General features: G+C 34.2%; 24 protein-coding genes. 17 read left to right on the top strand and 7 right to left on the bottom strand.

What is annotated here, in order from left to right; translation table 11 throughout:
• Positions 1-52: 52 nt before the first annotated feature.
• The 4 genes from ACNQF6_RS05205 (at position 53) to ACNQF6_RS05190 (ending at position 3,365) form a co-directional block, all read left to right on the top strand.
• Complete coding sequence (locus ACNQF6_RS05205) at positions 53-610, top strand: hypothetical protein (RefSeq protein ID WP_417963888.1); 558 nt, start codon at positions 53-55, stop codon at positions 608-610.
• 179 nt (positions 611-789) lie between these two features.
• On the top strand, positions 790-2,043 hold the full coding sequence (gene pepT, locus ACNQF6_RS05200; protein WP_417963886.1) for a peptidase T: 1,254 nt from the start codon (positions 790-792) through the stop codon (positions 2,041-2,043).
• Between the two features lie 5 nt (positions 2,044-2,048).
• On the top strand, positions 2,049-2,633 hold the full coding sequence (locus ACNQF6_RS05195; protein WP_417963884.1) for a YdeI/OmpD-associated family protein: 585 nt from the start codon (positions 2,049-2,051) through the stop codon (positions 2,631-2,633).
• Between the two features lie 282 nt (positions 2,634-2,915).
• On the top strand, positions 2,916-3,365 hold the full coding sequence (locus tag ACNQF6_RS05190; protein WP_417963882.1) for a hypothetical protein: 450 nt from the start codon (positions 2,916-2,918) through the stop codon (positions 3,363-3,365).
• A gap of 72 nt (positions 3,366-3,437) precedes the next feature.
• On the opposite strand, the gene yajC is transcribed toward ACNQF6_RS05190, so the two are convergent.
• From yajC to ACNQF6_RS05175, 3 genes are all read right to left on the bottom strand, one after another.
• Positions 3,438-3,710 (bottom strand): preprotein translocase subunit YajC, encoded by a 273-nt coding sequence (gene yajC / locus ACNQF6_RS05185; protein WP_099715973.1) that lies wholly within the window; start codon positions 3,708-3,710, stop codon positions 3,438-3,440.
• Positions 3,711-3,740: 30 nt separating this feature from the next.
• Positions 3,741-4,652 carry a transcription antitermination factor NusB gene (gene nusB / locus ACNQF6_RS05180; RefSeq protein WP_282712302.1) on the bottom strand — a complete coding sequence of 304 codons (912 nt, stop codon included), beginning with the start codon at positions 4,650-4,652 and terminating at the stop codon, positions 3,741-3,743.
• Positions 4,653-4,844: 192 nt separating this feature from the next.
• Positions 4,845-5,951: a Glu/Leu/Phe/Val family dehydrogenase gene (locus ACNQF6_RS05175; RefSeq protein WP_417963880.1), complete on the bottom strand. Its 1,107-nt coding sequence runs from the start codon at positions 5,949-5,951 to the stop codon at positions 4,845-4,847.
• Positions 5,952-6,153: 202 nt separating this feature from the next.
• Here ACNQF6_RS05175 and ACNQF6_RS05170 point away from each other — a divergent pair, with 202 nt between their 5' ends.
• The 5 genes from ACNQF6_RS05170 to ACNQF6_RS05150 all read left to right on the top strand — a co-directional run bounded on the left by ACNQF6_RS05170 (position 6,154) and on the right by ACNQF6_RS05150 (position 10,675).
• Positions 6,154-7,914 (top strand): ABC transporter ATP-binding protein, encoded by a 1,761-nt coding sequence (locus ACNQF6_RS05170; protein WP_417963878.1) that lies wholly within the window; start codon positions 6,154-6,156, stop codon positions 7,912-7,914.
• A gap of 71 nt (positions 7,915-7,985) precedes the next feature.
• Entirely contained in the window at positions 7,986-8,366 is a 381-nt protein-coding gene (locus ACNQF6_RS05165) for a PUR family DNA/RNA-binding protein (protein WP_417964483.1), read from the top strand.
• Positions 8,367-8,455: 89 nt separating this feature from the next.
• Positions 8,456-9,280: an alpha/beta hydrolase gene (locus tag ACNQF6_RS05160; protein WP_417963876.1), complete on the top strand. Its 825-nt coding sequence runs from the start codon at positions 8,456-8,458 to the stop codon at positions 9,278-9,280.
• Positions 9,281-9,284: 4 nt separating this feature from the next.
• Positions 9,285-10,109 (top strand): sulfurtransferase, encoded by an 825-nt coding sequence (locus ACNQF6_RS05155; RefSeq protein ID WP_417963874.1) that lies wholly within the window; start codon positions 9,285-9,287, stop codon positions 10,107-10,109.
• A gap of 17 nt (positions 10,110-10,126) precedes the next feature.
• Complete coding sequence (locus ACNQF6_RS05150) at positions 10,127-10,675, top strand: RBBP9/YdeN family alpha/beta hydrolase (RefSeq protein WP_417963872.1); 549 nt, start codon at positions 10,127-10,129, stop codon at positions 10,673-10,675.
• A 1-nt stretch (position 10,676) separates the two neighbouring features.
• Here the strand turns inward: ACNQF6_RS05150 and ACNQF6_RS05145 are convergent, their stop codons facing one another.
• Entirely contained in the window at positions 10,677-11,015 is a 339-nt protein-coding gene (locus ACNQF6_RS05145) for a tRNA-binding protein (RefSeq protein ID WP_417963870.1), read from the bottom strand.
• A gap of 144 nt (positions 11,016-11,159) precedes the next feature.
• On the opposite strand from ACNQF6_RS05145, the gene ACNQF6_RS05140 reads away from it, so the two are divergent.
• Positions 11,160-12,038, top strand: a complete 879-nt coding sequence (locus tag ACNQF6_RS05140; RefSeq protein ID WP_417963868.1) for an alpha/beta fold hydrolase — start codon at positions 11,160-11,162, stop codon at positions 12,036-12,038.
• Positions 12,039-12,147: 109 nt separating this feature from the next.
• Here the strand turns inward: ACNQF6_RS05140 and ACNQF6_RS05135 are convergent, their stop codons facing one another.
• Both ACNQF6_RS05135 and ACNQF6_RS05130 read right to left on the bottom strand, forming a co-directional pair.
• Positions 12,148-13,080, bottom strand: a complete 933-nt coding sequence (locus tag ACNQF6_RS05135; RefSeq protein ID WP_417963866.1) for a peptidylprolyl isomerase — start codon at positions 13,078-13,080, stop codon at positions 12,148-12,150.
• A 307-nt stretch (positions 13,081-13,387) separates the two neighbouring features.
• Entirely contained in the window at positions 13,388-15,514 is a 2,127-nt protein-coding gene (locus tag ACNQF6_RS05130; protein WP_417963864.1) for a M3 family metallopeptidase, read from the bottom strand.
• A gap of 206 nt (positions 15,515-15,720) precedes the next feature.
• On the opposite strand from ACNQF6_RS05130, the gene trmD reads away from it, so the two are divergent.
• The 7 genes from trmD (at position 15,721) to ACNQF6_RS05095 (ending at position 24,930) form a co-directional block, all read left to right on the top strand.
• Positions 15,721-16,398: a tRNA (guanosine(37)-N1)-methyltransferase TrmD gene (trmD, locus tag ACNQF6_RS05125; RefSeq protein WP_417963862.1), complete on the top strand. Its 678-nt coding sequence runs from the start codon at positions 15,721-15,723 to the stop codon at positions 16,396-16,398.
• Between the two features lie 26 nt (positions 16,399-16,424).
• Positions 16,425-17,249 carry an AraC family transcriptional regulator gene (locus ACNQF6_RS05120; RefSeq protein ID WP_417963860.1) on the top strand — a complete coding sequence of 275 codons (825 nt, stop codon included), beginning with the start codon at positions 16,425-16,427 and terminating at the stop codon, positions 17,247-17,249.
• A 108-nt stretch (positions 17,250-17,357) separates the two neighbouring features.
• Entirely contained in the window at positions 17,358-18,479 is a 1,122-nt protein-coding gene (locus ACNQF6_RS05115; RefSeq protein ID WP_417963858.1) for an agmatine deiminase family protein, read from the top strand.
• Positions 18,480-18,710: 231 nt separating this feature from the next.
• Positions 18,711-19,061, top strand: coding sequence for a 50S ribosomal protein L19 (rplS, locus tag ACNQF6_RS05110; protein WP_073354306.1), 351 nt, complete (start codon positions 18,711-18,713; stop codon positions 19,059-19,061).
• Positions 19,062-19,326: 265 nt separating this feature from the next.
• Complete coding sequence (locus ACNQF6_RS05105; RefSeq protein ID WP_417963856.1) at positions 19,327-21,549, top strand: NADP-dependent isocitrate dehydrogenase; 2,223 nt, start codon at positions 19,327-19,329, stop codon at positions 21,547-21,549.
• Positions 21,550-21,691: 142 nt separating this feature from the next.
• On the top strand, positions 21,692-24,073 hold the full coding sequence (locus ACNQF6_RS05100) for a TonB-dependent receptor (RefSeq protein ID WP_417963854.1): 2,382 nt from the start codon (positions 21,692-21,694) through the stop codon (positions 24,071-24,073).
• 35 nt (positions 24,074-24,108) lie between these two features.
• Entirely contained in the window at positions 24,109-24,930 is an 822-nt protein-coding gene (locus tag ACNQF6_RS05095) for a DUF4249 domain-containing protein (RefSeq protein WP_417963852.1), read from the top strand.
• Here ACNQF6_RS05095 and ACNQF6_RS05090 read toward each other — a convergent pair whose 3' ends face one another.
• Complete coding sequence (locus ACNQF6_RS05090) at positions 24,931-25,062, bottom strand: hypothetical protein (protein ID WP_417963850.1); 132 nt, start codon at positions 25,060-25,062, stop codon at positions 24,931-24,933.
• Positions 25,063-25,135 lie beyond the last annotated feature (73 nt).

Below are 25,135 nucleotides of genomic sequence, written 5' to 3'. Positions count from 1 at the left end.
TAATATAAATTAATGTTGAATATCAATTTTAATCAACATAAAACACACAGCCATGAAAATAAAATTATTTTTTATTGTAGTATTTCTTTCTAGTTTTCAACTTTTCTTTGCTCAAGAAACTAAATCAGACACGATAAAATTAGCCACAAAAACTACAATTACTACCGTTACTACAATTAAAGACACCATAAAAGTTGCTCCAGAAGTAGCAGCAAAATTAGCAACCACTGCCGAAAAAGAAGCATTAAAAAAAGAAGCAAAAGTACTCAAGGACAAAATGAAATTGGAGAAAAAAGCGCTAAGGGAGGCTAAAAAAATTGAAAAAGAACAGAAAGATTTTGAAAAAAAACAAAAAGCTTTTAAAAAACAACAAGACAAAATTTTTTCGAGTGAAAAATCGATTAGTAAGATAAAAACAAAAATTTCAAATGAGGAGAGAAATTTAATCAAACTCAAAGAAAAATTTGAACAGAGAAAATCAAAAGGAAAGCTTAGTTCTACTGAAATTGAAAAAGAAAATATCAAAATCAGTAAGCGACAAATAAAAATAAATAAGCTGGAAGGCGATCTAGATAAAGCAGAAGAAAAACTTCATAAAATGAGAGATTAATTTGAACCACCTTCGGGTGGTTTTTTTATGTAAAAAAGTTTATTTTGACCCAAAAAAAGTATTTTTTATTGAGGTTCAAACAATGCAATTATTATTTTTAATTAGCAAGGTTTAGTTGCTGCTTAACTTCAAAAATGCTCCTAAAAAAATGTTTATATTTGCATTAAAAAAAATTTAAAATGCAACATATAATTGACCGTTTCATCAGTTACGTAACTATTGATACTGAATCTGACCACAAATCAGAAAGTACACCAAGTACAGCAAAACAATGGGATTTAGCCAATAAACTGGCTGAAGAACTTAAAGCAATTGGATTGCAGGACGTGACAATTGATGAGAAAGCATACATCATGGCTACATTGCCAAGTAATGTAACACATGAAGTACCAGTAATTGGATTTATTTCTCACTTTGACACTTCCCCTGATTTTACCGGAGCCAACGTAAAACCTCAAATTATATCCAACTATGATGGTAAAGACATTGTCTTAAATGCAGATAAAAATATTGTGTTATCACCCAGTTATTTCAAAGATTTATTGCTTTACAAAGGACAAACTTTAATAACTACTGACGGAACAACACTGCTAGGTGCCGATGACAAAGCCGGAATCACTGAGATTGTGACTGCAATGGAATTCCTTATCAACAATCCTGAAATCAAACACGGAAAAATCAGAATTGGTTTTACACCAGACGAAGAAATTGGTCGTGGTGCACACCATTTTGATGTAGAGAAATTTGGAGCGGATTGGGCGTATACAATGGATGGCAGTCAAATAGGCGAATTAGAATATGAAAATTTTAATGCGGCTGGCGCCAAAATCACTTTCAAAGGAAAAAGCGTACATCCTGGCTATGCCAAAGGAAAAATGATCAATTCTATGTTGATTGCCAATGCTTTTATTAATGAACTTCCAGCAGGAGAAACTCCTGAGGAAACGAAAGGATATGAAGGTTTCTTTCACGTACATCATCTGAATGGAAGTATTGAAGAAACCGTATTGGAATTAATCATTCGCGACCACAACAAGAAAAAGTTCGAAAAACGCAAAGAATTAATCGAGAAAATCGCTCGAAAAATCAATAAGAAATTTGCAAAACAATTTGGTGAAGACATCGTTATCACGGAGATAAAAGATCAATATTACAATATGAAAGAAAAGGTTTTACCTGTGAAACATATTGTGGATATTGCTGAAAAAGCAATGAAAGAAATAGGAATTAAACCGCTTATAAAACCCATTCGTGGTGGAACTGACGGTTCTCAATTATCCTATAAAGGATTGCCTTGCCCCAATATTTTTGCCGGCGGACACAATTTTCATGGAAAATACGAATATGTTCCAGTAGAAAGCATGCAAAAAGCAGTTGAAGTAATTGTAAAAATTGCTGAATTGACAGCTACAGAAGATTCTTCTAAAAAATAATCTATTTGGAACCTTCAAAAACGACTCATATCTGGGATATAAACAACAGCTGGTCAGAAGAATTAGAACTTCTAAAATCAGTTATTGTCAAAACAGAACTTGTGGAAACAACCAAATGGGGCGGTATTGTTTATGTGTTGAATGGTAAAAACGTACTCGGAATTGGAGGATTCAAAAATTACTTTGCGATTTGGTTTTTCAATGGTGTTTTATTGCATGATAAAAAAAAGGCGTTAGTCAATGCACAGGAAGGCGTTACCAAATCATTGCGACAATGGCGTTTTTCGTCAAAAGAAGAAGTCAATGAAGCTGCAGTTTTAGAGTATATCAATGAAGCGATTGCCAATGAGAAACAAGGAAAGAATAGTAAGCCACAGAAAAAAGAACCTATCGTTTCTGAACTTTTTCAAAAGGAATTAGATACAGATGCCAATTTAGCAGAAGCTTTTCTAAAATTCTCTCCTTACAAACAATATGAATTCTTAGAGTATATTGAAACTGCTAAACGGATAGAAACCAAACTTTCCCGGATTGAAAAAATTAAACCAATGATTATAGAAAGTATTGGTTTAAATGATAAATACCGATAAAATGAAGTTCCAATTCTGAAACTCAGAGTTGAAACTTTTTTTTGTTGAAAATCATATTAGAATATCTCATTATTCTTTCATAATCTTTATATAATGTCTTTCATTAAAAAATACTACTTTACGTAGTCTTTGTTATAAATCAGATTATATTACCTAAATCGTTCTGAAAAACTTAACATTGACCAATCTAATAAATCACTATATTTACTTACAACCACGTAACAATTTAGTAACATCAGAATAACTATACCTTTAATTGCATAAAAACTAATACAATAAATTATGATACCAAAGAAAGAAGCGGAAACTGATCCAGTATCTCCGGCAAAACCTGAAATCGATAAGCCAGTTAGAGCCCGAAAAACAAAAGTTGTGGAACCAGAAGTGGAACCCGCTGAAATTATAGCTCCTGTAATTGAAGAAATCATAACAGAAACTATAGAAATTTCGAGTATTGATCTAGAAGACAATGATGATAGTGACGTTTCAAATCAGAAAAAAAGTAAAAACAAGATTAAAACCAAAGTAAAAATGAAAGATAAAGACAAGAAAAAGGCTAAAAAAGCTGACGCAAAAGAGAAAGCGAAGCAAAAAGCGAAAGCAAAAGCCAAAAAGGCAAAAAAAGCCAAAAAGGATAAAGCTAAGAAAGCAAAAGTCAAATCAAAGATAAAAGCAAAAAAAGCTAAAGCGAAATCAAAAAAAGCAAAGAAAAATAAAAAGAATAAAAAATAAGTATACTTTATCCAAAAAAAAGTCCCAATCCGAATAATCGGTTGGGACTTTTTTAATTCATTAAAATGAGAATTATTTTTTGTTCAATACTGCACTCATTTCCATAGAAATAGCAGAACGCTCCATTTTCAATTTTCCTGACATCGTTTCAACAACAACAGTTGTATCCGCTAACTCAGAAACTTTTCCGTGAAGACCACTTTTTGTGATGATTTTATCACCTACTTTCAAGCTGCTTTCAAATTCTTTTTCATTTTTCGCTCTTTTCTGTTGTGGTCTGATCATGAAGAAATAGATTACCACAAACATTAATAAAAACGGTGCAAATTGAGTTAATTGTTCCATAATTTAAATTCTTTTTTTTATTGATTACTATTACATTAAACCACGACCAGCTTTAATAATTCTTTTGCTGGACTCCAGTTCTTTTACTAAATTGTCTAAAATACCGTTGATAAAAATACTACTTTTTGGTGTAGAATATTCTTTGGCAACTTCTAAATATTCGTTAAGAGTTACTTTTACAGGAATCGATGGGAATTTCAAAAATTCACAGATTGCCATTTTAAGAATAATGGTGTCAATTTCGGCAATTCTTTCCGTGTCCCAGTTTGGTGTTTTATCAAGATATTCTTTGGCTAATTCCGTTTCGTTTAAGACCGTTTTTCTGAACAAATCTTTAACAAAATCCTTATCCTCATTGTCTTTATACAATTTTGGAACTCTGAAATTATCATCTTCACCAGACTTAATGGCTTTCAATTGCTTGATAATATGCGTATTCACTAATGGAATATCATCAACCCAAGTTAACTTATCATCCTCTAAATATTCGTATAATTTTTCATTTGGAACAATTACATCCATGAATAAATCAACGATAAATTGTCTGTCTTCTTCAAATGTACTCACTGAATTACTCATGTAATCCGCATACAATTTACTTGCTTTTACGTCATTCAAAAGCAGTAAAATATAATCATCGTTTAAAGACCAATTATTGATTTTACGGTTTTCCAGCGCAATACTTAATGAATTGTTTTCGGCAAGGATTTGAAAGATTCTGTTTTTGATGAACTTTTCGTTGGGTTTACGTTCCTCAGGAGTTGCAAGATGTTTCAAACTAGATTTATGTAAAAAGACAGTCTCTGTTTTACAAATTTCAATCAGGGAAGAAAGCATTATAAGGTATAAATCTTGAATATTGTCGATACTGTAAAAAAGGAATTTTTCTTCTTTTTCCAGATTATCTGAACCGCTTTGATGCATCGCATAAATGGATTGCATTACTTTAACGCGAATGTGTCTTCTATTTACCACCTTGTAAGAACTTTTATTAATTAGTCTGCAAAAATAAGTATTTCATTTTTTAAAATAAAATATATAATCGCTTATTTTAAAGTTTTCAATCAGCAGCATTCAGTGAACGGCAATAAATTGCTCACTAAATACTGATAACTGAGTACTATTTTTTACTTTTTACTTTTTACTGTTTTCTATTTTTCTTTGATTGATGCGATTTTGAGCAATAGTCAAAGCTGCATGATGCGTTGTCATCTTGTTAGCAATGGCAAAATCAAATATTTCTAATGTAGTGTTATAGATATTTTCTGTTTTACGCATAATCTCCGCTTTGTCATAATGCGCTAATTCAGCATACACATTGATGATTCCACCTGCATTAATCAAGAAATCAGGAGCATAAAGAATGCCTCTTTCCTGTAGAATTGCACCATGAACATTCTCATCAGCCAATTGATTATTAGCAGCACCAGCAATTACTTTTGCTTTGATTTTATAAACTGTATTGTCATTTAATGTTGCTCCCATCGCACAAGGCGCATAAATATCAACATCAGCACTGTACAAATCTTCTCCTCTGAAAATTTCTGCATTGTACTTCGCTCCCACTTCATACAATCTATCTTCGTTGATATCCGAAATGGTTACTATCGCTCCCTCTTTTGTCAAATAATCAACTAAAGTTTCGCCAACGTGACCAATCCCTTGAACCAAAACTTTCTTGCCACTCAAAACATCAGAACCAAATTGTTGTTTTGCAGCCGCTTTCATTCCTAAATACACTCCGTAAGCCGTAACAGGTGATGGATTTCCAGCACCACCTCTTGACTCAGAAATTCCGGTAACATAAGGCGTTACATCTCTAACGATATCCATATCTGCGGTTTCCATTCCTACATCTTCAGCAGTTATGTATCTTCCGCTTAAAGAATGTACAAATTCACCAAACTTACGCATCAACTCAGGCGTTTTTTGCGTTTTAGCATCTCCAATAATAACTGCTTTTCCTCCTCCAATATTCAATCCTGTGATAGCAGCTTTATAAGTCATACCGCGAGAAAGGCGCAATACATCGTTTAATGCTTCCCATTCGTTTGCATAATTAAACATTCGAGTACCACCCAAAGCAGGGCCCATAACCGAATTATGAATACCAATAATTGCTTTTAAACCTGTATCTTTGTCGTTGCAAAATACAATTTGTTCGTGATCATCAAATGATAATTGACCAAAAACGGGATCCATTTTTTGAAGTTCCTTTCCAGTTGTGAAAGCTGCATTCATAGTGTAAGTTTTTATAGTGATAAATTACGAATTCGTCAAAAAGACAATCCAAATTTAAACAAAAAACAAATATGTATTAATTTTTTGTTTTAAAATTATCAAATCAATAATTTAGCTCGGTAAACAACTTATTCCTAAAATTATTAAAAAGTAAAATTATTTTAAAAAATAAAATCATTTCAACATAGAATATCATAAAAAAATGAAAGAATTACGTTATTTAAATAAATATTTCGTCAAATACAAATACAGTTTCTTGCTAGGAATTATTTTTACCATCATTGCACAAATATTCATGCTTTTCACTCCTAAGTTGATTAGCAAATCATTCAAGGTCATTGAGGCTTTCGCCAAAGATAAAACCGTAGCCAAATCAGTTATTCACGAAGAATTAATTTCGAATATCTTATTGATTATTGCCACTACAATTATTGCCGGGTTTCTTACTTTCTTGATGAGACAAACCTTAATTGTGATGTCGCGCCACATAGAATTTGATTTGAAAAACGAAGTGTTCCGTCAATATGAGAATCTTTCACAAAACTTCTACAAGCAAAATCGTACTGGAGATTTAATGAACCGAATCAGTGAGGACGTTTCAAAAGTAAGAATGTATGTGGGACCAGCGGTGATGTATACCATAAACACCGTCATTCGTTTTGCTATAGTAATTGTCTATATGTATAATGTATCGCCAATCCTAACTTTATACACATTGCTTCCTTTACCAATTTTATCATACGCTATTTTTAAGCTCAGTTCCGAAATCAATGTAAGAAGTACTATTTTTCAACAATATTTATCTAAAGTATCCAGTTTTTCGCAAGAAATATTTTCGGGAATCCGAGTGATAAAAGCCTATTCATTAGAAAACCAACATCAAAATAATATGGTGAATTTAGCTAACGAAAGCAAAAGTAAAAGCTTGAATTTGGCCAAAGTGCAATCCTTATTTGGGCCGTTAATGTTAGCGCTGATAGGAATTAGTAACTTAGTTGTAATTTATTTTGGTGGTTTAATGTACATCAACGGATCCATAAAGAGCATTGGAACAATTGCTGAATTTATCATGTATGTGAATATGCTGACTTGGCCTGTAGCATCTTTAGGTTGGGTTTCTTCTATGGTTCAAGAGGCCGAAGCTTCTCAAAAAAGGTTGAATGAATTCCTTAAAATCGAACCGGAGATAAAAAATAAAAATCTGAATAAATCAGTGATTGAAGGTTTTATTTCTTTCGAAAACGTTAGTTATACTTACGAAGACACTAATATCAAAGCGTTACAAAATATTTCGTTCACGGTAAAAAAAGGAGAAACATTAGCTATACTAGGGAAAACTGGATCAGGAAAATCTACCATTTTATCCTTAATCTCCAGAATGTATGATGTAACCGATGGAAAAATAACCATTGATGGAAGCGAAATAAGTAACGTCAATCTTTTTGATTTGCGAAACAGCATTGGTATCGTTCCGCAAGATGCGTTCTTATTTTCAGACAGCATAAAGAATAACATCATGTTTGGCAAAGAGAATGCGACCATGCAAGAAGTGGAAGCTGCGGCTAAAAGCGCAGTTGTCCATGACAATATTATGGGCTTTAACAAGCAATACGAAACCATTCTTGGCGAAAGAGGAATTACACTTTCCGGAGGTCAAAAACAAAGGGTATCTATAGCAAGAGCAATTATTAAGAATCCTCCTATTTTACTTTTTGACGATTGTTTATCTGCAGTAGATACCGAAACCGAAGAAACTATATTAAACAACTTATATGAAATTTGCAAAGACAAAACAACTATAATTGTAAGCCATCGTGTCTCATCTGCTAAAAATGCAGATAGAATTATAATCATAGAAAAGGGGGAAATCATACAACAAGGCTCTCATAATCAATTGATAAATCAAGAAGGCTATTACGCCGCTTTGTACATGAAACAACTTTCAGAAAAAGAAATGCTATAATTGTTGGATAATACATATATTTTTTAGATTTTTGGATACTACTTAACAACCATAAATTGATAGAAAGGATTATGAGAGAACATGACATGTTAGAAAAAGAAGAGATATTTTCTAAAGTTTTAAGAGCTGGAAGAAGAACTTATTTCTTTGATGTGAGAGCGACAAAAGCAGATGATTATTACATTACCATTACCGAAAGCAAAAAATTTACTGAAGAAGATGGATCATTTCATTTCAAAAAACATAAAATTTATTTATACAAAGAAGATTTTGCTGCTTTTGCAGAGATTCTTGGCGAAATGACTTCTTATGTTTTGAATCACAAAGGTGAGGAAGTAATCTCAGAAAGACACCAAAAAGATTTCAAAAAAGAATATACATCTGATAAATCAGATGACGAAATTATACCTCAAACATCAACTTTTACTGATATAGAATTTGATGATATTTAATTTTTAATTCCCTACTTACCAAAGTAAAAAGTCCAAAATTCATCTGATTTTTGGACTTTTTTTGTACATTTAAAAAAAATTATTGCCAAATGAAAAACATTTTTATTCTCGTATTGCTATTTTTTTTTGGCGCTACAATTTCAGCACAAAAATTAGAATATGCAACACAAACCAATCTTCCCTACTACACAGAAGTCATCATTAAATCCGATTCATACATAAAAGAAAGGTGTGTATTAGATGTATATTACCCAAAAAATAGTTCTGGATTTGCAACCGTCATTTGGTTTCATGGTGGTGGATTAACTGGCGGAAACAAAGAACTTCCTGAAGCACTAAAAAACCAAGGAGTTGCAGTTATTTCAGTTAATTATCGTTTGGGTCCAAAAGTCATTTCTCCAAAATATATTGAGGATGCAGCAGCCGCTGTAGCTTGGGTTTTTAAAAACATCCCTGCATTTGGTGGAGATGAATCTTTGATTTTTGTGTCCGGTCATTCCGCAGGCGGATACCTGGCAAGTATGGTGGGTTTAGATAAGAAATGGCTCAACACTCAAGGAATCGATGCCAATAAAATAGCAGGTCTTATTCCTTTTAGCGGACAGGCGATTACCCATTTTTTAGTTCGAAAAGAACGTGGCATCCCAGATACGCAGCCTGTAATAGATGAGTTAGCACCACTTTTTCACGTTCGTGCAGATGCTCCTCCTTTATTACTAATAACAGGAGATCGTGAATTAGAAATGTTAGGACGTTATGAAGAAAATGCTTATTTGATGCGCATGATGAAAATTGCTGGACACAAAAACACTAAACTATATGAATTAGACGGATTTGGTCACAACATGACAGCACCTGCTTTTCCTTTATTGCTCAATGAAGTTCGCAGAATTATTAAGGAAAAGAAACACTAAAACAATGACTGAACCAATAGTAAGTGTCGCATGGCTTCGAGCAAATCTTAAAGATCCAAGCTTAATAATCCTCGATGCCAGTTTAAAAGAGAATCAATCCAATTTAAAGGCGGATTTAGAAAATATCCAAATTAAAGGTGCTCGATATTTTGATATAAAGCACACCTTCAGCGATACTGTTAATCCTCTACCTAACACACTTCCGAGTCCCAAACAATTCGAAATCGAAGCTAGAAAACTAGGGATTAACAAGAACAGTACAATTGTAGTTTATGACAACTTGGGTATTTATTCGAGTCCAAGAGCTTGGTGGCTATTTAAAATAATGGGACATCAAAATGTTGCTGTTTTAGATGGCGGGTTACCCGAATGGGTAAAAGAAGGCTATGCTATTGAAGAAATACCGAAAAATCCAATCTATGCCCTTGGAGATTTTGAAGCCAAATTTATCCCAGAATTAGTAAAAAGTAAAGAACAAATTCTAGAAAACATACAAACCAAAGATGCTATCTTGATTGATGCCCGTGCAGAAAATCGATTCAATGGAATTGGCGATGAGCCTAGACCCGGATTACGAAGCGGTCATATTCCTGGTTCTATAAATATTCCGTACACACAACTTCTGCAAAACGGAAAAATTTTACCAAAAGAAGAATTAGCCACTATCTTAAAAATCACCGACAAACCTCTAATATTCACCTGCGGTTCTGGAGTTACAGCCTGTATTGATTTAATCGCTTATGAATTGATAGGTAAAAATCCTAAATCAGTCTACGATGGCTCATGGACAGAATGGGGAGAACTGGAAAATCTACCAATAGAAAAATAGTCTATTTTTTTTACAATATGGAAGCAAAATTATTAATCCTAACAGGACTTGGAGATTCAGGAGAAAAACATTGGCAAAGTTATTGGTTGCGAAAATTTGAAAATTCAACTAAACTTATTCAAGACAATTGGGAAAAACCTCAACTTAAAAATTGGCTTACAAATCTCAATGAAACAATCCAAAAATTAGACACTCCAACTGTTTTAGTAGCGCATAGTTTAGCGGTTTCAATGGTTATGCATTGGGCTTCCGCCAATAGTAATCAGAATATCATAGGCGCTTTACTCGTTGCTCCTGCCGATGTTGACTCAACTGAACATACGCCCGAAGTAACTTGGAACTTTGGCCCTTTACCAAAATTAAAACTTAATTTCCCTTCGATAGTCATCAGCAGCGAAAACGACCCGTATATCTCAATTGAAAGAGCCGAATATCTTGCTAAAAAATGGGGAAGTGATTTTATCAACATAGGTCAAAAAGGACATATCAATTCGGAATCTAATTTAGAATATTGGGAAGAAGGACAGTTGATTTTACAACAATTACTAAATAAAAGGAATTCCTAGTTTACCCAATTCGCAATCCATTTTCTATTTTAAAATCAGGAGTCAGTAAAATCACATCGCCTTCCTCTCCTACTGCTCCCAATACCAAGCACTCGCTCATGAATTTTCCGATTTGTTTTTTAGGAAAATTGACTACGGCAACCATTTGTCGGTTGAGTAAATCTTCTTTTTGGTAACGTTTCGTTATTTGTGCTGATGTTTTTCGAATTCCAATTTCAGAACCAAAATCAATCGTCAATTGATAAGCTGGTTTTCTAGCTTCAGGGAAATCATTGACTTCCAGAATAGTTCCTACACGCATTTCCACTCTTTCAAATTCAGTCCAGGTAAGGTTTTCCATAATTAGTTTTATTAAATAAAGTATTGAATAACAAACCTATAAATTTTACAAGTATTTACACTAATTCTGTAATATTATTTTCAGTTCATGCACCTAATTTTACAAAAGAGGAATATTAAATTCATCTTTTAAATAGTAACTATTATGGAAATGAATCAGAAAAACAGCAGCGAATCGAGAAAGGGAAATAATGCTGGATTAGACATGTTTATTGAAACTGCACCAAATGTCAAATTATATGTTAAAGATTATGGCGAAGGAAAACCTGTAATTCTTATTCATGGATGGCCACTATCTAACGAAATGTGGGAGTACCAAATTGATACTTTAGTTCAAAATAATTATAGAGTAATTGCTTATGACCGTCGTGGTTTTGGTAAATCGTCACAACCTTGGGATGGCTATGATTATGACACTTTAGCAGATGACTTAAAGGCTATTATTGAGCAATTAGATTTAAAAGAAGCCACGCTTGTTGGATTTTCAATGGGTGGCGGAGAAGTGGTTCGTTATTTCAGTCGTCATGGTGGAAAAGGAATTTCAAAAGCGGTTCTTATCGCTTCAATTACACCATTTCAACTGCAAACGGACTCAAATCCAAATGGTGTTCCCCAAGAAAAGTATGATGGTATGGCAACGCTAATCAAAGAAGACCGAATTGGTTTTCTGGATAATTTTGGAAAAACATTTTTTGGAGTGAGCTTTATCAGCAAACCTATTAGTACTCCTTTACTGGACTATTACAGAATGCTGTGTTCTTTTGCATCACCACGTGCCACTTTAGAATGTGCTAAATCATTTTCTACAACCGATTTTCGTCATGAAATGGCTTCCGTAAATGTTCCTACATTAATTATTCATGGAGATGAAGATAAAACGGTTCCTATGCAAATCACTTCAGAAATAGCAGCAAAATTAATACCGGACAATAAATTTATTGTTTATGAGGGAGCTCCTCACGGATTATTTTACATTGAAAAAGATAAATTAAATAAAGATTTGATTGAATTTCTAAATTCATAAATTCGAATCTAACAAACTTTATAAGTCGCAATTTATATATTGCAAAAAAAATCCCAAAACTTTCGTTTTGGGATTTTTAAATTTTATAAATTATAAAAATAGTTCTAGACTATTTAACATCCATTAATTCTACGTCAAAAATCAAAGTAGCATTTGGTGGAATTGCTCCTCCAGCACCACGAGATCCGTAACCTAAATGAGATGGAATCACGAAACGTGCTTTGTCTCCTGCACGCAACAAGGCAATACCTTCGTCCCAACCTTCAATTACATTTCCTCTTCCTAATGGAAATTCAATTGGTTTTTTACGAGGATATGAACTGTCAAAAACTTTTCCGTCAGGAAGTTGTCCTGTATAATGTACAGAAACTGTTTTTCCGTTCTCTGCTTTTTTACCTTCACCTCTTTGGATGAATTGGTAACGCAAACCGCTTTCTGTTTTTTCGAAACCAGCGGCTAATTTTTCCATAGCGGCTTCAGCATCTGCTTTTAAAGCTGCATCACGCTTGTTACGAGAACCTTTGAAAGTGATAAAAGCTTCAATTGCATTCCAATTTTTAGCTTCTTCTCCTACTCTAACAATCTCTAAAGATTCTAAAACATCACCTTGCTCAACAGCATCAACAATATCTTGTCCTTCAATCACATGACCAAAAACGGTATGTTTGTTATCCAACCAATCCGTAGGGATATGGGTAATATAAAATTGAGAACCATTTGTTCCAGGTCCTGAATTAGCCATTGCCAAAACTCCCGGACGATCGTGTTTCAAACTTGGATGAAATTCATCATCAAATTTATACCCTGGATCTCCAGTTCCTGTTCCTTGTGGACAACCACCTTGAATCATGAAATCAGGAATTACTCTGTGGAATTTTAATCCGTCATAAAATTTAACCCCTTGTGGTTTTACTTTATTCTCTAAATTTCCTTCTGCCAATCCTACGAAATTCCCCACTGTACCAGGAGTCAAATCGTGTGTTAGTTTTACTAAAATAGCACCTTTAGTGGTGTTGAATTTAGCATATATTCCGTTTTCCATTTTTTTTGATTTTTATTGAAAGGCAAATTTACGAAATTAATTTTAAAAAGGGAATTGAGAGATTGGTTGATTTGGTTATTTGATAGTTTGTAAGTTATCTAGATTTTTTCATATAATTATAATCTTTTCCGCCACGCAAATTCGGCTCTTTAATCTCATAATTCCACTACATCCTAGCCCAGATTGAAACAACATCCTTTTCTTGCTTTCTTTAAGCAAGGAAAGATAGCGTGTAAAGCTGGAAATAGCTCCTAAAAAAAATGACATCCTTACGAATGTCATTTTAATTATTTATACCAAAATTTTATTATTTCATTAATAAACCCGCATTTCTCAAATACGGTTCTATTTGCATGTCATGCCCAATAAAATCTTTGAAAGCTTTGTTTAAATCGACACTATTACCCACTGATAAAATGTACTTTCTAAAACGTTCACAATTGGCTCTTGTCATACCACCATTGGCCTGCATCCAATCGAAAGCATTATAATCTAATGTTTTTGACCACGTATAGGCATAGTATCCTGCTGAATACCCTCCGCCCCAAATGTGGGCAAAATAAGGCGTGTGGTACCTCGTTGGAACTTCATTTACCAACAAGCCGTATTTTTGCAACGCTTCTTTTTCGAAAACTAAAGTAGGTTTGAAATCGGATTCCTTTTCGACACTATGCCAAGCCATATCCAGTGTTGCCGCTGCTAAAAGTTCCGTAACAACATATCCTTTATTGAAGGTATCCGCTTTTTTGATTTTATCAATTAACTCCTGAGGAATAGCTTGTTTGGTTTGATAATGTATCGCATAATTTTTTAAAACTAAAGGATCCAATGCCGCATGCTCATTGATTTGGGAAGGAAACTCTACATAATCACGCGGTACAGATGTCCCTGAAAGCGTTACATACTGCTGGTTTGCAAACAATCCGTGCAAAGTATGTCCAAACTCATGAAAAAGCGTGGTTACATCATCAAAACTAATCAAGGATGGATTTCCTCCGGCTGGTTTTGAGAAATTATAGACATTGACAATAACTGGTTTTTGCTTTAAATAATGCGACTGATTCACAAAATTACTCATCCAAGCACCACCGTTTTTATTGTCTCTTGTGTAGAAATCTAAATAATATATTGCAATTGATTTTCCGTCATTATCATATACTTCATACACTTCTACATCCGGATGATAGACCGGTAAATCATTCCTTTCTTTAAACGTGATGCCATACATTTGTTGTGCTGCGAAAAATACTCCTTTTTCTAAAACAGTACCAATTTCGAAATACGGTTTTATTTGGCTTTCATCTAAATCATATTTTGCTTTACGCACTTGCTCTGAATAAAAGTTCCAATCCCAAGGCTCTAATTTAAATCCTCCGTTTTGTGAATCAATCAAATCTTGAATTTCTTTGGCTTCAACTTTTGCTTTTACAACTGCCGGACCTGCAATCTTTGCTAATAAATCCATCGCTGGTGCCGGTGATTGCGCCATTTGATCTTGTAATTTCCATTCTGCAAAACTTTTCTTACCCATTAAATTTGCTTTTTGCAAACGTAATCTTGCCATTCGCTCTATTACTTCACGAGTATCACCATCATCATTTTTTTCGGCACGATTCCATGATGCTTTAAATATCTTTTCTCTCGTGGCCCTGTTAGTAAGACTTTGCAATAATGGTTGCTGAGTAGTGTTTAACAGTCCTATTAAATACTTTCCGTCTTGACCGGCTTCTACAGCTTTTGCCTTTGCAGCAGCGATTTCATCAGCACTTAAACCTGCTAAATTATTTACGTTATCAAATAAAACCGCTCCATTTTTTCTGGCTATTAGAAGCTTATTATTAAATGAAGTGCTCAGACTCGCCAACTCTTCATTGATTTTTTTCATTTTATCTTTATCGGCAGCTGACAAATTTGCTCCGGCTAATTCAAATTGTTGCAAATAATACTGTATTAACTTTTTATCTTCTCCTTTTAAAGCAGCAATATTCAATGCCTTGAAGCGATTGTACAGCTTGCTGTTCAAATAAATTTTATCATTATGAGCCGAAAAAATTGGAGCGTATTCCTCATCAATCGCTTGCAATACTGGGTTAGTATTAGCCCCCGATAAATTATAAAAAATACCCATTGCTCTTCCTAAGTCTACGCCACTGGTTTCTAATGCCAATACCGTATTTTGAAAAGTAGGTTTAGCTGGGTTGTTTACAATCTTTTCAATTTCCTGACCGTGAATTTTCAAACCATATGCAAAAGCAGGTTTAAAATGTTCATCTTTGATTAAATCAAAAGTCGGTGCTTGATACTGCAACATACTTTTTTGTAAAAGAGGATTAGTCATCTTAACAGATTTGTTTTGTGCATAGAGCGTTTCAGTTTGGAAAGAAGTAACTAAAAACAAGGAACTAGCAACGATTATTTTCGAAAAAATTCGCATAAATAAGTGATTTATTTTTAAGATATAAAAGTAGTTGAAAAAAGTATAGTATTAAATATTGCTTTGAAGAATTAATTCTTGTTAAAAGCATCATTCGCTCAGCAAAAAGCTAAAATAGTGTCTAAAAAAGTTTAATCATTGATTTGGTTATTTGAAAACCTCTGCAACTTTGTACCTTTGCACCTTTCAAACTAAGATTCAAAATTATGCGCATCGATATTGTTACCGTTCTCCCTGAATTATTGCGAAGTCCGTTTGAGGCCTCAATTATGAAACGTGCTATTGACAAAGGTTTAGTAGAGGTTCATTTTCATAACTTACGGGATTATACCACAAACAGACAAAAAAGTGTAGATGATTATCCGTATGGCGGTGGTGCTGGAATGGTCATGACGGTGCAGCCTATTGATACCTGTATTACCCATTTGAAAAGCGAAAGAACCTACGATGAAATCATTTATATGTCGCCGGACGGGGAAACCCTGAACCAAAAAATGGCGAACACGATGTCAATGTACGAAAATATTATTATCCTTTGCGGACATTATAAAGGTGTAGACCAGCGAGTACGCGATCATTTTATTACCAAAGAAATCTCTATTGGTGATTATGTTTTGTCTGGTGGAGAATTAGGTGCTTTGGTACTATCCGATGCATTAATCCGATTAATTCCGGGAGTTTTAAGTGATGAAACCTCAGCTTTGACGGATAGTTTTCAGGATGGATTATTGTCAGGACCTATTTATACTCGCCCTGCGGATTACAACGGATGGAAAGTTCCGGAGGTTTTGACCAGCGGAAATTTTGCCAAAATTGATAAATGGCGCGAAGATATGGCGTACGAACACACTAAGAACAGACGACCGGATTTATTGGAGGAGTAGTTTTAAGTATTATAAATACCAAATCAATGAGTGATTTCAATAAAAAACGAATTTACAATACTCGAAATTACATTGAGACCCATTATAACCAAACAATCTCAGTTGATTTTCTAGAAACCATCTCTTGTTATTCGTACAGAAACTTACAGCGTATTTTTTATTCTCTTTTTAATGAAACAATTGGTGCCTATCAAACGCGTTTGAAAGTTGAAAATGGGTATAAAAAACTTTTGTATTCTAATCAACAAATTTCTGACATTGCTCTTGAAATAGGTTTTTCCGATGTGCAATCTTTCTCGAAAACATTCAAAAAACATTTTAATTACTCCCCTTCATTTGCGAGAAACCAAAAAGAACTTTTATTGAATGATGCTTATCCTGTACAAACTATTACTTGTGTATTAAAACCTGAAATAATTTTCATCCCCGAAAAAATTGTTTATTACTCGAGTTGTAAAACCTCATATATCAACCCCGAAATAGAAATTCTTTGGGCTGCAGTATTAGAAAATGATTTTTTAGCTAGTAATACTGAATACTATGGTGTTATTGCCGATGATATTGTAATTACCGAAAAATCCAAATGCACTTACGATGCGTGTATTGCCACTAGCTCCTTAATCAAAAACTTACCTACAAAATCTATATTTGGAGGCAACTATGCTCGGTTTTTTCATCAAGGAAGTTACAACTTACTAGAAGAAAGCTATCAACAAATATATGGAGGTTGGTTTCTGGACAATGATTTTGAATGCTCTCATTCTCCCGTTATTGAACATTATTTAAAAAATGATGTAAACTGCGATAATGAAGCCGACTATCTCACGGCTATTTTTATTCCGCTTTTATGATTTGTCCATTTTGGACAACATATTGATTTCAGTTTAGTAATACATTTGCTCATGTCATACTACTAGTAATAAACGACAATCACTGTTTTAATTTAATATCAAACTAAGATGAACAAATTATTTTTCATATCCTTATTATTTCCATTATTTACATCTTGCCAAGAAGATACTGAAGCAACTATTCCTGATCAATCAATCAATTCCGAAATTATGTACACTATGCCCGAAGAATCCGCACCTCACGAAGGCACATGGTTACAGTGGCCTCATCAATATCAATATGGAATTGACTATAGAAACGACCTGGATGCCACTTGGGTTGCAATGACTCAATCATTAACAGGAAGTGAAAAAGTCCACATCGTCGCCTATGATGTTACCGAAAAAGCAAGAATCATTTCCTTATTAGAAACCGCAGGAGTTTCATTATCCAATATTGAATTTAGAATCTACAAAACAGATGATGTTTGGGTTAGAGACAATGGACCTATATATGTAAGGGACAAAAATAGCCAATTGGTAATTCAAGATTGGGGGTTTAATGGTTGGGGGAAAAAAGCATCATTTTCAAATTGCAATAGCATTCCAACTCAAATTGCATCCGATCAAAAAACTACAGTTATAGATTTAAACTCCGTTATGATCAATGAAGGTGGAGCTATAGAAACAGATGGAAATGGAACATTACTGGCAACCAAAAGTGCTATTTTGAATTCCAATCGCAACCCAGGAATGACCCAAGCACAAGCCGAAGCTATTTTCAAGAAAAACCTTGGCACAACAAACTTTATTTGGTTGGCTGGGAAAGCAGGAAGAGAAATAACAGACATGCACATTGATGGATTTGCACGTTTTGGAAATACCTCTACGATTGTTACTATGAATGAAAGCGATTTATTGTATTGGGAAGTACCACAAACAGACATCAACATCTTATACAATTCAAAAGACAAAAACGGCAAAAGTTATACTTTTCTAAAACTCCCATTATCTCAAAATGATGTTGTAACAACCTATGGTAAAAAATTAGGGTACAAAGGGTCTTATGTAAACTATTATATAGCAAACACTGTTGTTTTAGTCCCCAATTATAATGATTCAAATGATGCAGTTGCCAATAAATTAATTCAGAGTTTGTATCCTACTCGAAGAGTGATTGGTATTGATGTTCGTAATTTGTATGCCAATGGAGGAATGATTCATTGTGTTACTCAACAACAGCCTAAATAAAAAAACAGATTAAGTTGCAGTATTTAGATACCCGGTTACTGAGTAGGAACAGGTAAAATTACTATAAATACTACATTTTATATTCTAAATAGCTCAGTGTAAGGAATCAAATAATTCATGATTTATAATTTATAATTCAAAATAATTCTATACTTTTGTGCCCACATTAGTTCAACCTCTGGCGAGATCCGTGAATGTTGATTTAATACGAACCATAATTAAAAAATTATCATGGCAGATTTAATGAAATTCGTTCAAGACGAATTCGTGACAAGAAAAGAATTCCCAGTTTTTGCAGCTGGAGACACTATTACCGTTTACTACGAAATTAGAGAGGGTGAAAAAACAAGAACTCAGTTTTTCAAAGGAGTTGTAATCCAAAGAAGAGGTTCAGCTAACACCGAAACTTTTACAATTCGTAAAATGTCTGGAGCTATTGGAGTTGAGCGTATCTTCCCAGTAAATCTTCCTGCTTTACAAAAAATCGAAATCAATAAGAAAGGTGCTGTACGTAGAGCTAGAATTTTCTACTTCAGAGAACTTACTGGTAAAAAAGCTAAAATTAAAGATAAAAGAAGATAGTCTACTGTCTCTTTATTATAAAAGTCCCAACACTGTTGGGACTTTTTTTGTTTACTATTTTCCCCATAAATTCCTAATTTAGGATTAATGAACCCCTAAAACTAACAATATAAGAATAACAAGTTAGTAATCTTAAAATTCGTATTTTTCTACATAAAATCCACCTTCTATTACATCTGATTTTCATATATTTGTCCGCCTTATTTTAAGTGAAATACCTTATGTAAGCTACATTTAACCGTGATTCGATTATAAAAATAAAAAAATGACACAGAAATCAAAAATTTTTTACACACTTACTGATGAAGCGCCTTTATTGGCAACGTATTCATTTTTACCTATTGTACAAGCATTTACATCAACTTCTGACATTGAAATTGAAACTAGAGACATTTCTTTAGCCGGAAGAATTTTAGCAAATTTCCCGGAGTTTTTGGCAGAAAATCAAAAAACAGGAGATTCTTTACTAGAGCTTGGACAATTAGCAACAACCCCAGAAGCTAATATTATAAAATTACCAAATGTTTCGGCATCTGTTCCTCAATTAAAAGCAGCTATTACTGAATTACAATCTCATGGGTATAATTTACCAAACTTCCCTGAAGAACCGCAAAATGAAGCTGAGGCAACCATCAAAGCCAAATACTCTAAAATATTAGGTTCAGCGGTTAATCCTGTTTTACGCGAAGGAAACTCTGATCGTAGAGCACCAAAAGCAGTAAAAAACTACGCTAAAGCAAACCCACATTCTATGGGAGCTTGGTCTGCTGACTCAAAAACACACGTAGCCACTATGGAAAGCGGTGATTTTTACGGAAGTGAAAAATCAATTACTCTTGCTGATGCTACTGATGTAAAAATCGAATTCGTTGCTAAAGATGGTTCTACTACTATTTTGAAAGCAAGTACTCCATTAAAAGCAGGTGAAATAATCGACAGTTCAGTAATGAACTTGAACGCTTTAAAAACATTTGTTGCCAAAACAATTGCTGAAGCAAAAAAATTAAACGTACTACTTTCAGTTCACCTGAAAGCGACTATGATGAAAGTGTCTGATCCCATTATTTTTGGTGCGATTGTAGAAGTATATTTTGCTGCTGTTTTCGAAAAATACGCTGCCTTATTTAATGAATTGAACATTGATACCAGAAATGGTTTGGGTGATGTATATGCAAAAATCGCAGGACATCCGATGCAAGCTGAAGTAGAAGCGGCATTAAACCATGCAATTGAAAATGGTCCAGGATTGGCCATGGTAAATTCTGAAAAAGGAATTACAAATCTTCATGTTCCTTCGGATGTGATTGTAGATGCCTCTATGCCAGCTATGATTCGTACTTCAGGACAGATGTACAATAAAGATGGTAAACAACAAGATACCGTAGCCATGATACCGGATAGATGTTATGCAGGTGTTTATACAGCAACAATTGATTTTTGTAAAAAACATGGTGCTTTTGACCCAACTACAATGGGAAGTGTTCCAAACGTAGGTTTGATGGCACAAAAAGCAGAAGAATACGGCTCACATGACAAAACATTCCAAATGACTGAGAACGGAGTGGTACGTGTTTTAGATACAAACGGAAACGTTTTGATGGAACAAGCCGTTGAAGCCAAAGATATTTTCAGAATGTGTCAGGCAAAAGATGCCCCAATTCAAGACTGGGTTAAATTAGCTGTAAACAGAGCACGTTTATCTAATACTCCTGCTATTTTCTGGTTAGATAATAATAGAGCACACGATAGAGAACTTATTGAAAAAGTTACTAAATATTTAAAAGATCACGATACAACCGGTTTAGATATCCAAATCTTGAATCCTATTGAAGCTACAAACTTCACATTAGACAGAATTGTAAAAGGATTGGATACTATTTCTGTAACAGGAAACGTACTACGTGATTATTTAACTGACTTATTCCCAATTTTAGAAGTAGGAACATCAGCAAAAATGCTTTCTATTGTTCCATTAATGAATGGCGGTGGTTTGTTTGAAACTGGTGCAGGTGGTTCAGCTCCAAAACACGTAGAGCAATTTACGGCTGAAGGATATTTACGTTGGGATTCTCTTGGTGAGTTCTTGGCTTTGGGTGCTTCATTAGAACATTTAGGGCAAACTTTAAACAATTCAAAAGCAATTGTTTTAGCAGAAACTCTTGATGTTGCAACAGAAAAATTCTTAGCAACTGATAAATCTCCAGCACGTAAACTAGGAGGAATTGACAACCGTGGTTCTCACTTTTACTTAGCAATGTATTGGGCGGAAGCTTTGGCAACACAAGATAAAGAGCCTGCTTTAAAAGCCATCTTTACTCCTATTGCAGCAGAATTTGCAGCAAACGAAGCGAAAATTAACGCCGAATTAATTGCAGCTCAAGGAAAACCTCAGGAAATTGGCGGTCATTATCAACCAAATCCTGAAGCAACTAGCAAGGCAATGCGCCCAAGCGAAACTTTCAATACTATATTGGCAAAAATTGCTTAATAAAGTCATTAATTATATTTAAAAGACAACTGGAAACGGTTGTCTTTTTTTTTATATTAGCAATAACTTAACAGTTGTTATATGACAATTGCTATTCAATTTAGTGTACTTTGCGTTTTTTCATTTTGACAAAATTTAAACAATGACTCCAAAGAAAATTATTACGTTTTTAGCTGTATTACTGTTTGCACTCTCCTCTTTCGGACAAGAAAAATTTACATTAAGCGGAACTATTATTGACGCCAACAGCAATGAAACTTTAATAGGTGTAAACGTCGTGATTCCAGAGTTAAAAACTGGTGTAACTACCAATGAATATGGGTTTTACTCCATTACAATACCAAAAGGAAATTATAATATTCAAATAAGTTATTTGGGTTATCTGACTATTTCCGAATCAATATCTCTCAACCAAAATATAAAAAACAATTTTAATTTATACAGCAATGAAACCGCTTTGCAAGAAGTTATCATTACGGATAATAAAACAAAAATTGATATCAAAAAACCAGAAATGAGCGTTAATAAACTCTCCATTTCGGCCATCAAAAAAATGCCCGTTGTGCTGGGTGAAGTCGATGTTTTAAAATCTATTTTGTTACTTCCCGGAGTTACTAATGCTGGCGAAGGCGCTTCCGGTTTTAATGTTCGTGGTGGTGGAGCCGACCAGAATCTGATTTTACTGGACGAAGCAACCATCTTTAATTCATCACATGTTTTTGGATTTTTCTCCGTTTTTAATCCGGATGCAATCAAAGATTTAAAATTATACAAAGGCGGAATTCCGGCTCGCTACGGCGGAAGAGCTTCTTCTGTTTTAGACATTTATCAAAAGGACGGTAACAGCAAAGGTTTCCATGTCAATGGAGGAATCGGATTGATTTCCAGTAGGATTTTGGCCGAAGGACCATTGGTAAAAGACAAAGGTTCGTTCCTTATAGGTGGTAGAAGTTCATACGCACATCTATTCCTGAAGCTCTCCGAAGAACAAAAAAACAACTCGGCTTATTTCTATGATTTGAATACTAAACTGAGTTATAAATTAGATTCTAACAACAGTCTTTATTTATCAGGGTATTTTGGTCGTGATGTTTTCAGCCTAAATAAAAGTTTTACCAATATCTATGGAAATGCAACTTTAAACTTGCGTTGGAATCACCTGTTTTCTGAAAAGCTATTTTCGAATTTATCACTTATTTACAGCGATTATTATTACGGTTTAGATTTGGATTTTGTAGGTTTCAAATGGGATTCCGGCATTAGAAACTACAATATCAAGTATGATTTTAAGAATTATATTTCGGATAAATTCAAATTGAATTACGGTGTAAACGGAATTTATTATGAGTTCAATCCAGGAACCATCAAACCATCTGATGAGAACTCCGGAATTAATTTTGACCAATTGGACAAAAAATATGCTTTTGAACCCGCAGTTTACATCAACGCTGATCAAGAAATCTCCGATAGAATATCGCTTTCTTACGGACTTCGCTACAGTATGTTTTACCGTTTAGGTCAATCCAACGTGAATATTTATGCTGACAATAATCCTGTAACATTCAATTCCGCGTTACAGATTTATGAAAAAGCAACTCCAATTGGCACTAAATTTTACGACAGAAATAAAGTCATGCAAAACTATAATTATTTGGAGCCCCGTTTTTCATTAGCCTACCAAATCAACGAAGAGCAATCCATAAAAGCGAGTTACAACAGAATGGTGCAGTATTTACAATTAATTTCGAATACCTCATCGCCTACTCCACTTGATGTCTGGACGCCAAGTGATAGTTTTATAAAACCACAAATTGCCGATCAGGTGGCTTTGGGTTACTTTAAAAACTTCAGTGACGACATGTATTCTCTTGAAGTAGAAACCTATTACAAAGAAGTTCATAACCGCTTGGATTATATTGATGGTGCTGATTTAATTGCCAATAAAGCCATCGAGCAAATAATCTTGAACGGGCAATTACGATCGTACGGTTTAGAAATCATGTTCCGAAAAAACGAAGGAAAATTTAACGGCTGGATTTCGTATACATTATCCAAATCTGAGCAACAAACCCCAGGAAGAACTTCAGCAGAAACCGGAATCAACAACGGTCAATGGTACAACTCCGTTTACGATAAATTGCATAATGTTGCTGTAACCACATCGTATAATTTGAATGAGAAATGGTCTTTCGGAGCTAATTTTGCACTACAAACGGGACAACCAGTAACCTATCCTGTTGGGCAATATGAATATTTAGGAATCAATGTGCCTAGTTATGGATTGAGAAATGAAAATCGTCTTCCTGCTTATCATCATCTTGATATTGCCGCTACTTTGACTCCATCAAAAAACAAAAATAGGGAATGGAAAGGCGAATGGGTTTTTAGTATCTACAATTTATATAATCGAAAAAATGCCGCTTCTATCAATTTCAGACAAAATACAGATACCGGAAGCAATGAAGCTGTAAAAACTTCGATTTTTGGTGTAGTTCCAGCAGTGAGTTATAACTTTAAATTTTAATAATAGCATTGATTAAGAGAATAAAAAATAAAATCATGAAAAAAATAACACTATATCTGGTACTTTTCATCGCTATATTTTCGACAAGTTGTGAAGATGTTATCGAAGTAGATTTAGACAATGCACCTCCAAAACTAGTTATTGAAGCAGCTATCAATTGGAAAAAAGGAACGACCGGAAATCAACAGAGAATAAAACTAACCACTACAACCGGATTTTACAGCACAGAAATTCCAAAAGTTTCTGGCGCAACTGTTTCCATAAAAAATAGCGCTAGTGTGGTTTTTACTTTTTTGGAAATTGCGAATACCGGCGAATATACTTGCGCTACTTTTATTCCTGTAATCAATGAAACCTATACACTTACAGTTATCAGTAAAGGCAATACTTATACCGCAACAGAAACATTGAAACCCGTTACGCCAATCACAAAAATTGTTCAAAACAATCAAGGTGGTTTCACTGGAACCGACATTGAAATTAAGACGTTCTATCAAGATCCGGCGGGAGAAAGCAATTATTACCTTTATAAATATGTGTATTCAAACCAGGTAAAATCCAACTTTTATGTAGACCAGGATGAGTTTTTTAATGGAAACGAATTCTTCAGCATCTCTCAAAATGACGAGTTAAAAAAAGACGATAAAATTGAGGTAACGCACTACGGAATTTCAAAAGCATACTACAATTACATGAGTGTTTTAGTAAGTATCGCAGGAAACAGTGGTGGCGGACCGTTTCAATCACCGCCAGCAACCGTAAGAGGAAACATCATCAATACCACTGATGCGGCAAATTATCCGTTAGGCTATTTCTCGCTTAGCGAAGTCGATGTTAGAAATTACACTATTGAATGATTAGGAGCTAATCCAGCTGTTCACTACAACTAAAACAGGTTCTAAACAGTTTTCCAGTCCGTATAAGGAGCTTCCTCTGGTCGCTCTTCTACTGCCGGAAAACTTAAGTTTACAACCTGTTTTGGTTTTCATTGCCATCCGGGCTAATACGTGAGGGATAAAACGAGAACTTTTATTTACTTTTACGTCACAATTTATAATTTAT

This window comes from Flavobacterium pasteuri (assembly GCF_048286615.1).
Taxonomy (GTDB): domain Bacteria; phylum Bacteroidota; class Bacteroidia; order Flavobacteriales; family Flavobacteriaceae; genus Flavobacterium.
This window is presented reverse-complemented; position numbering and strand designations above follow the sequence as displayed.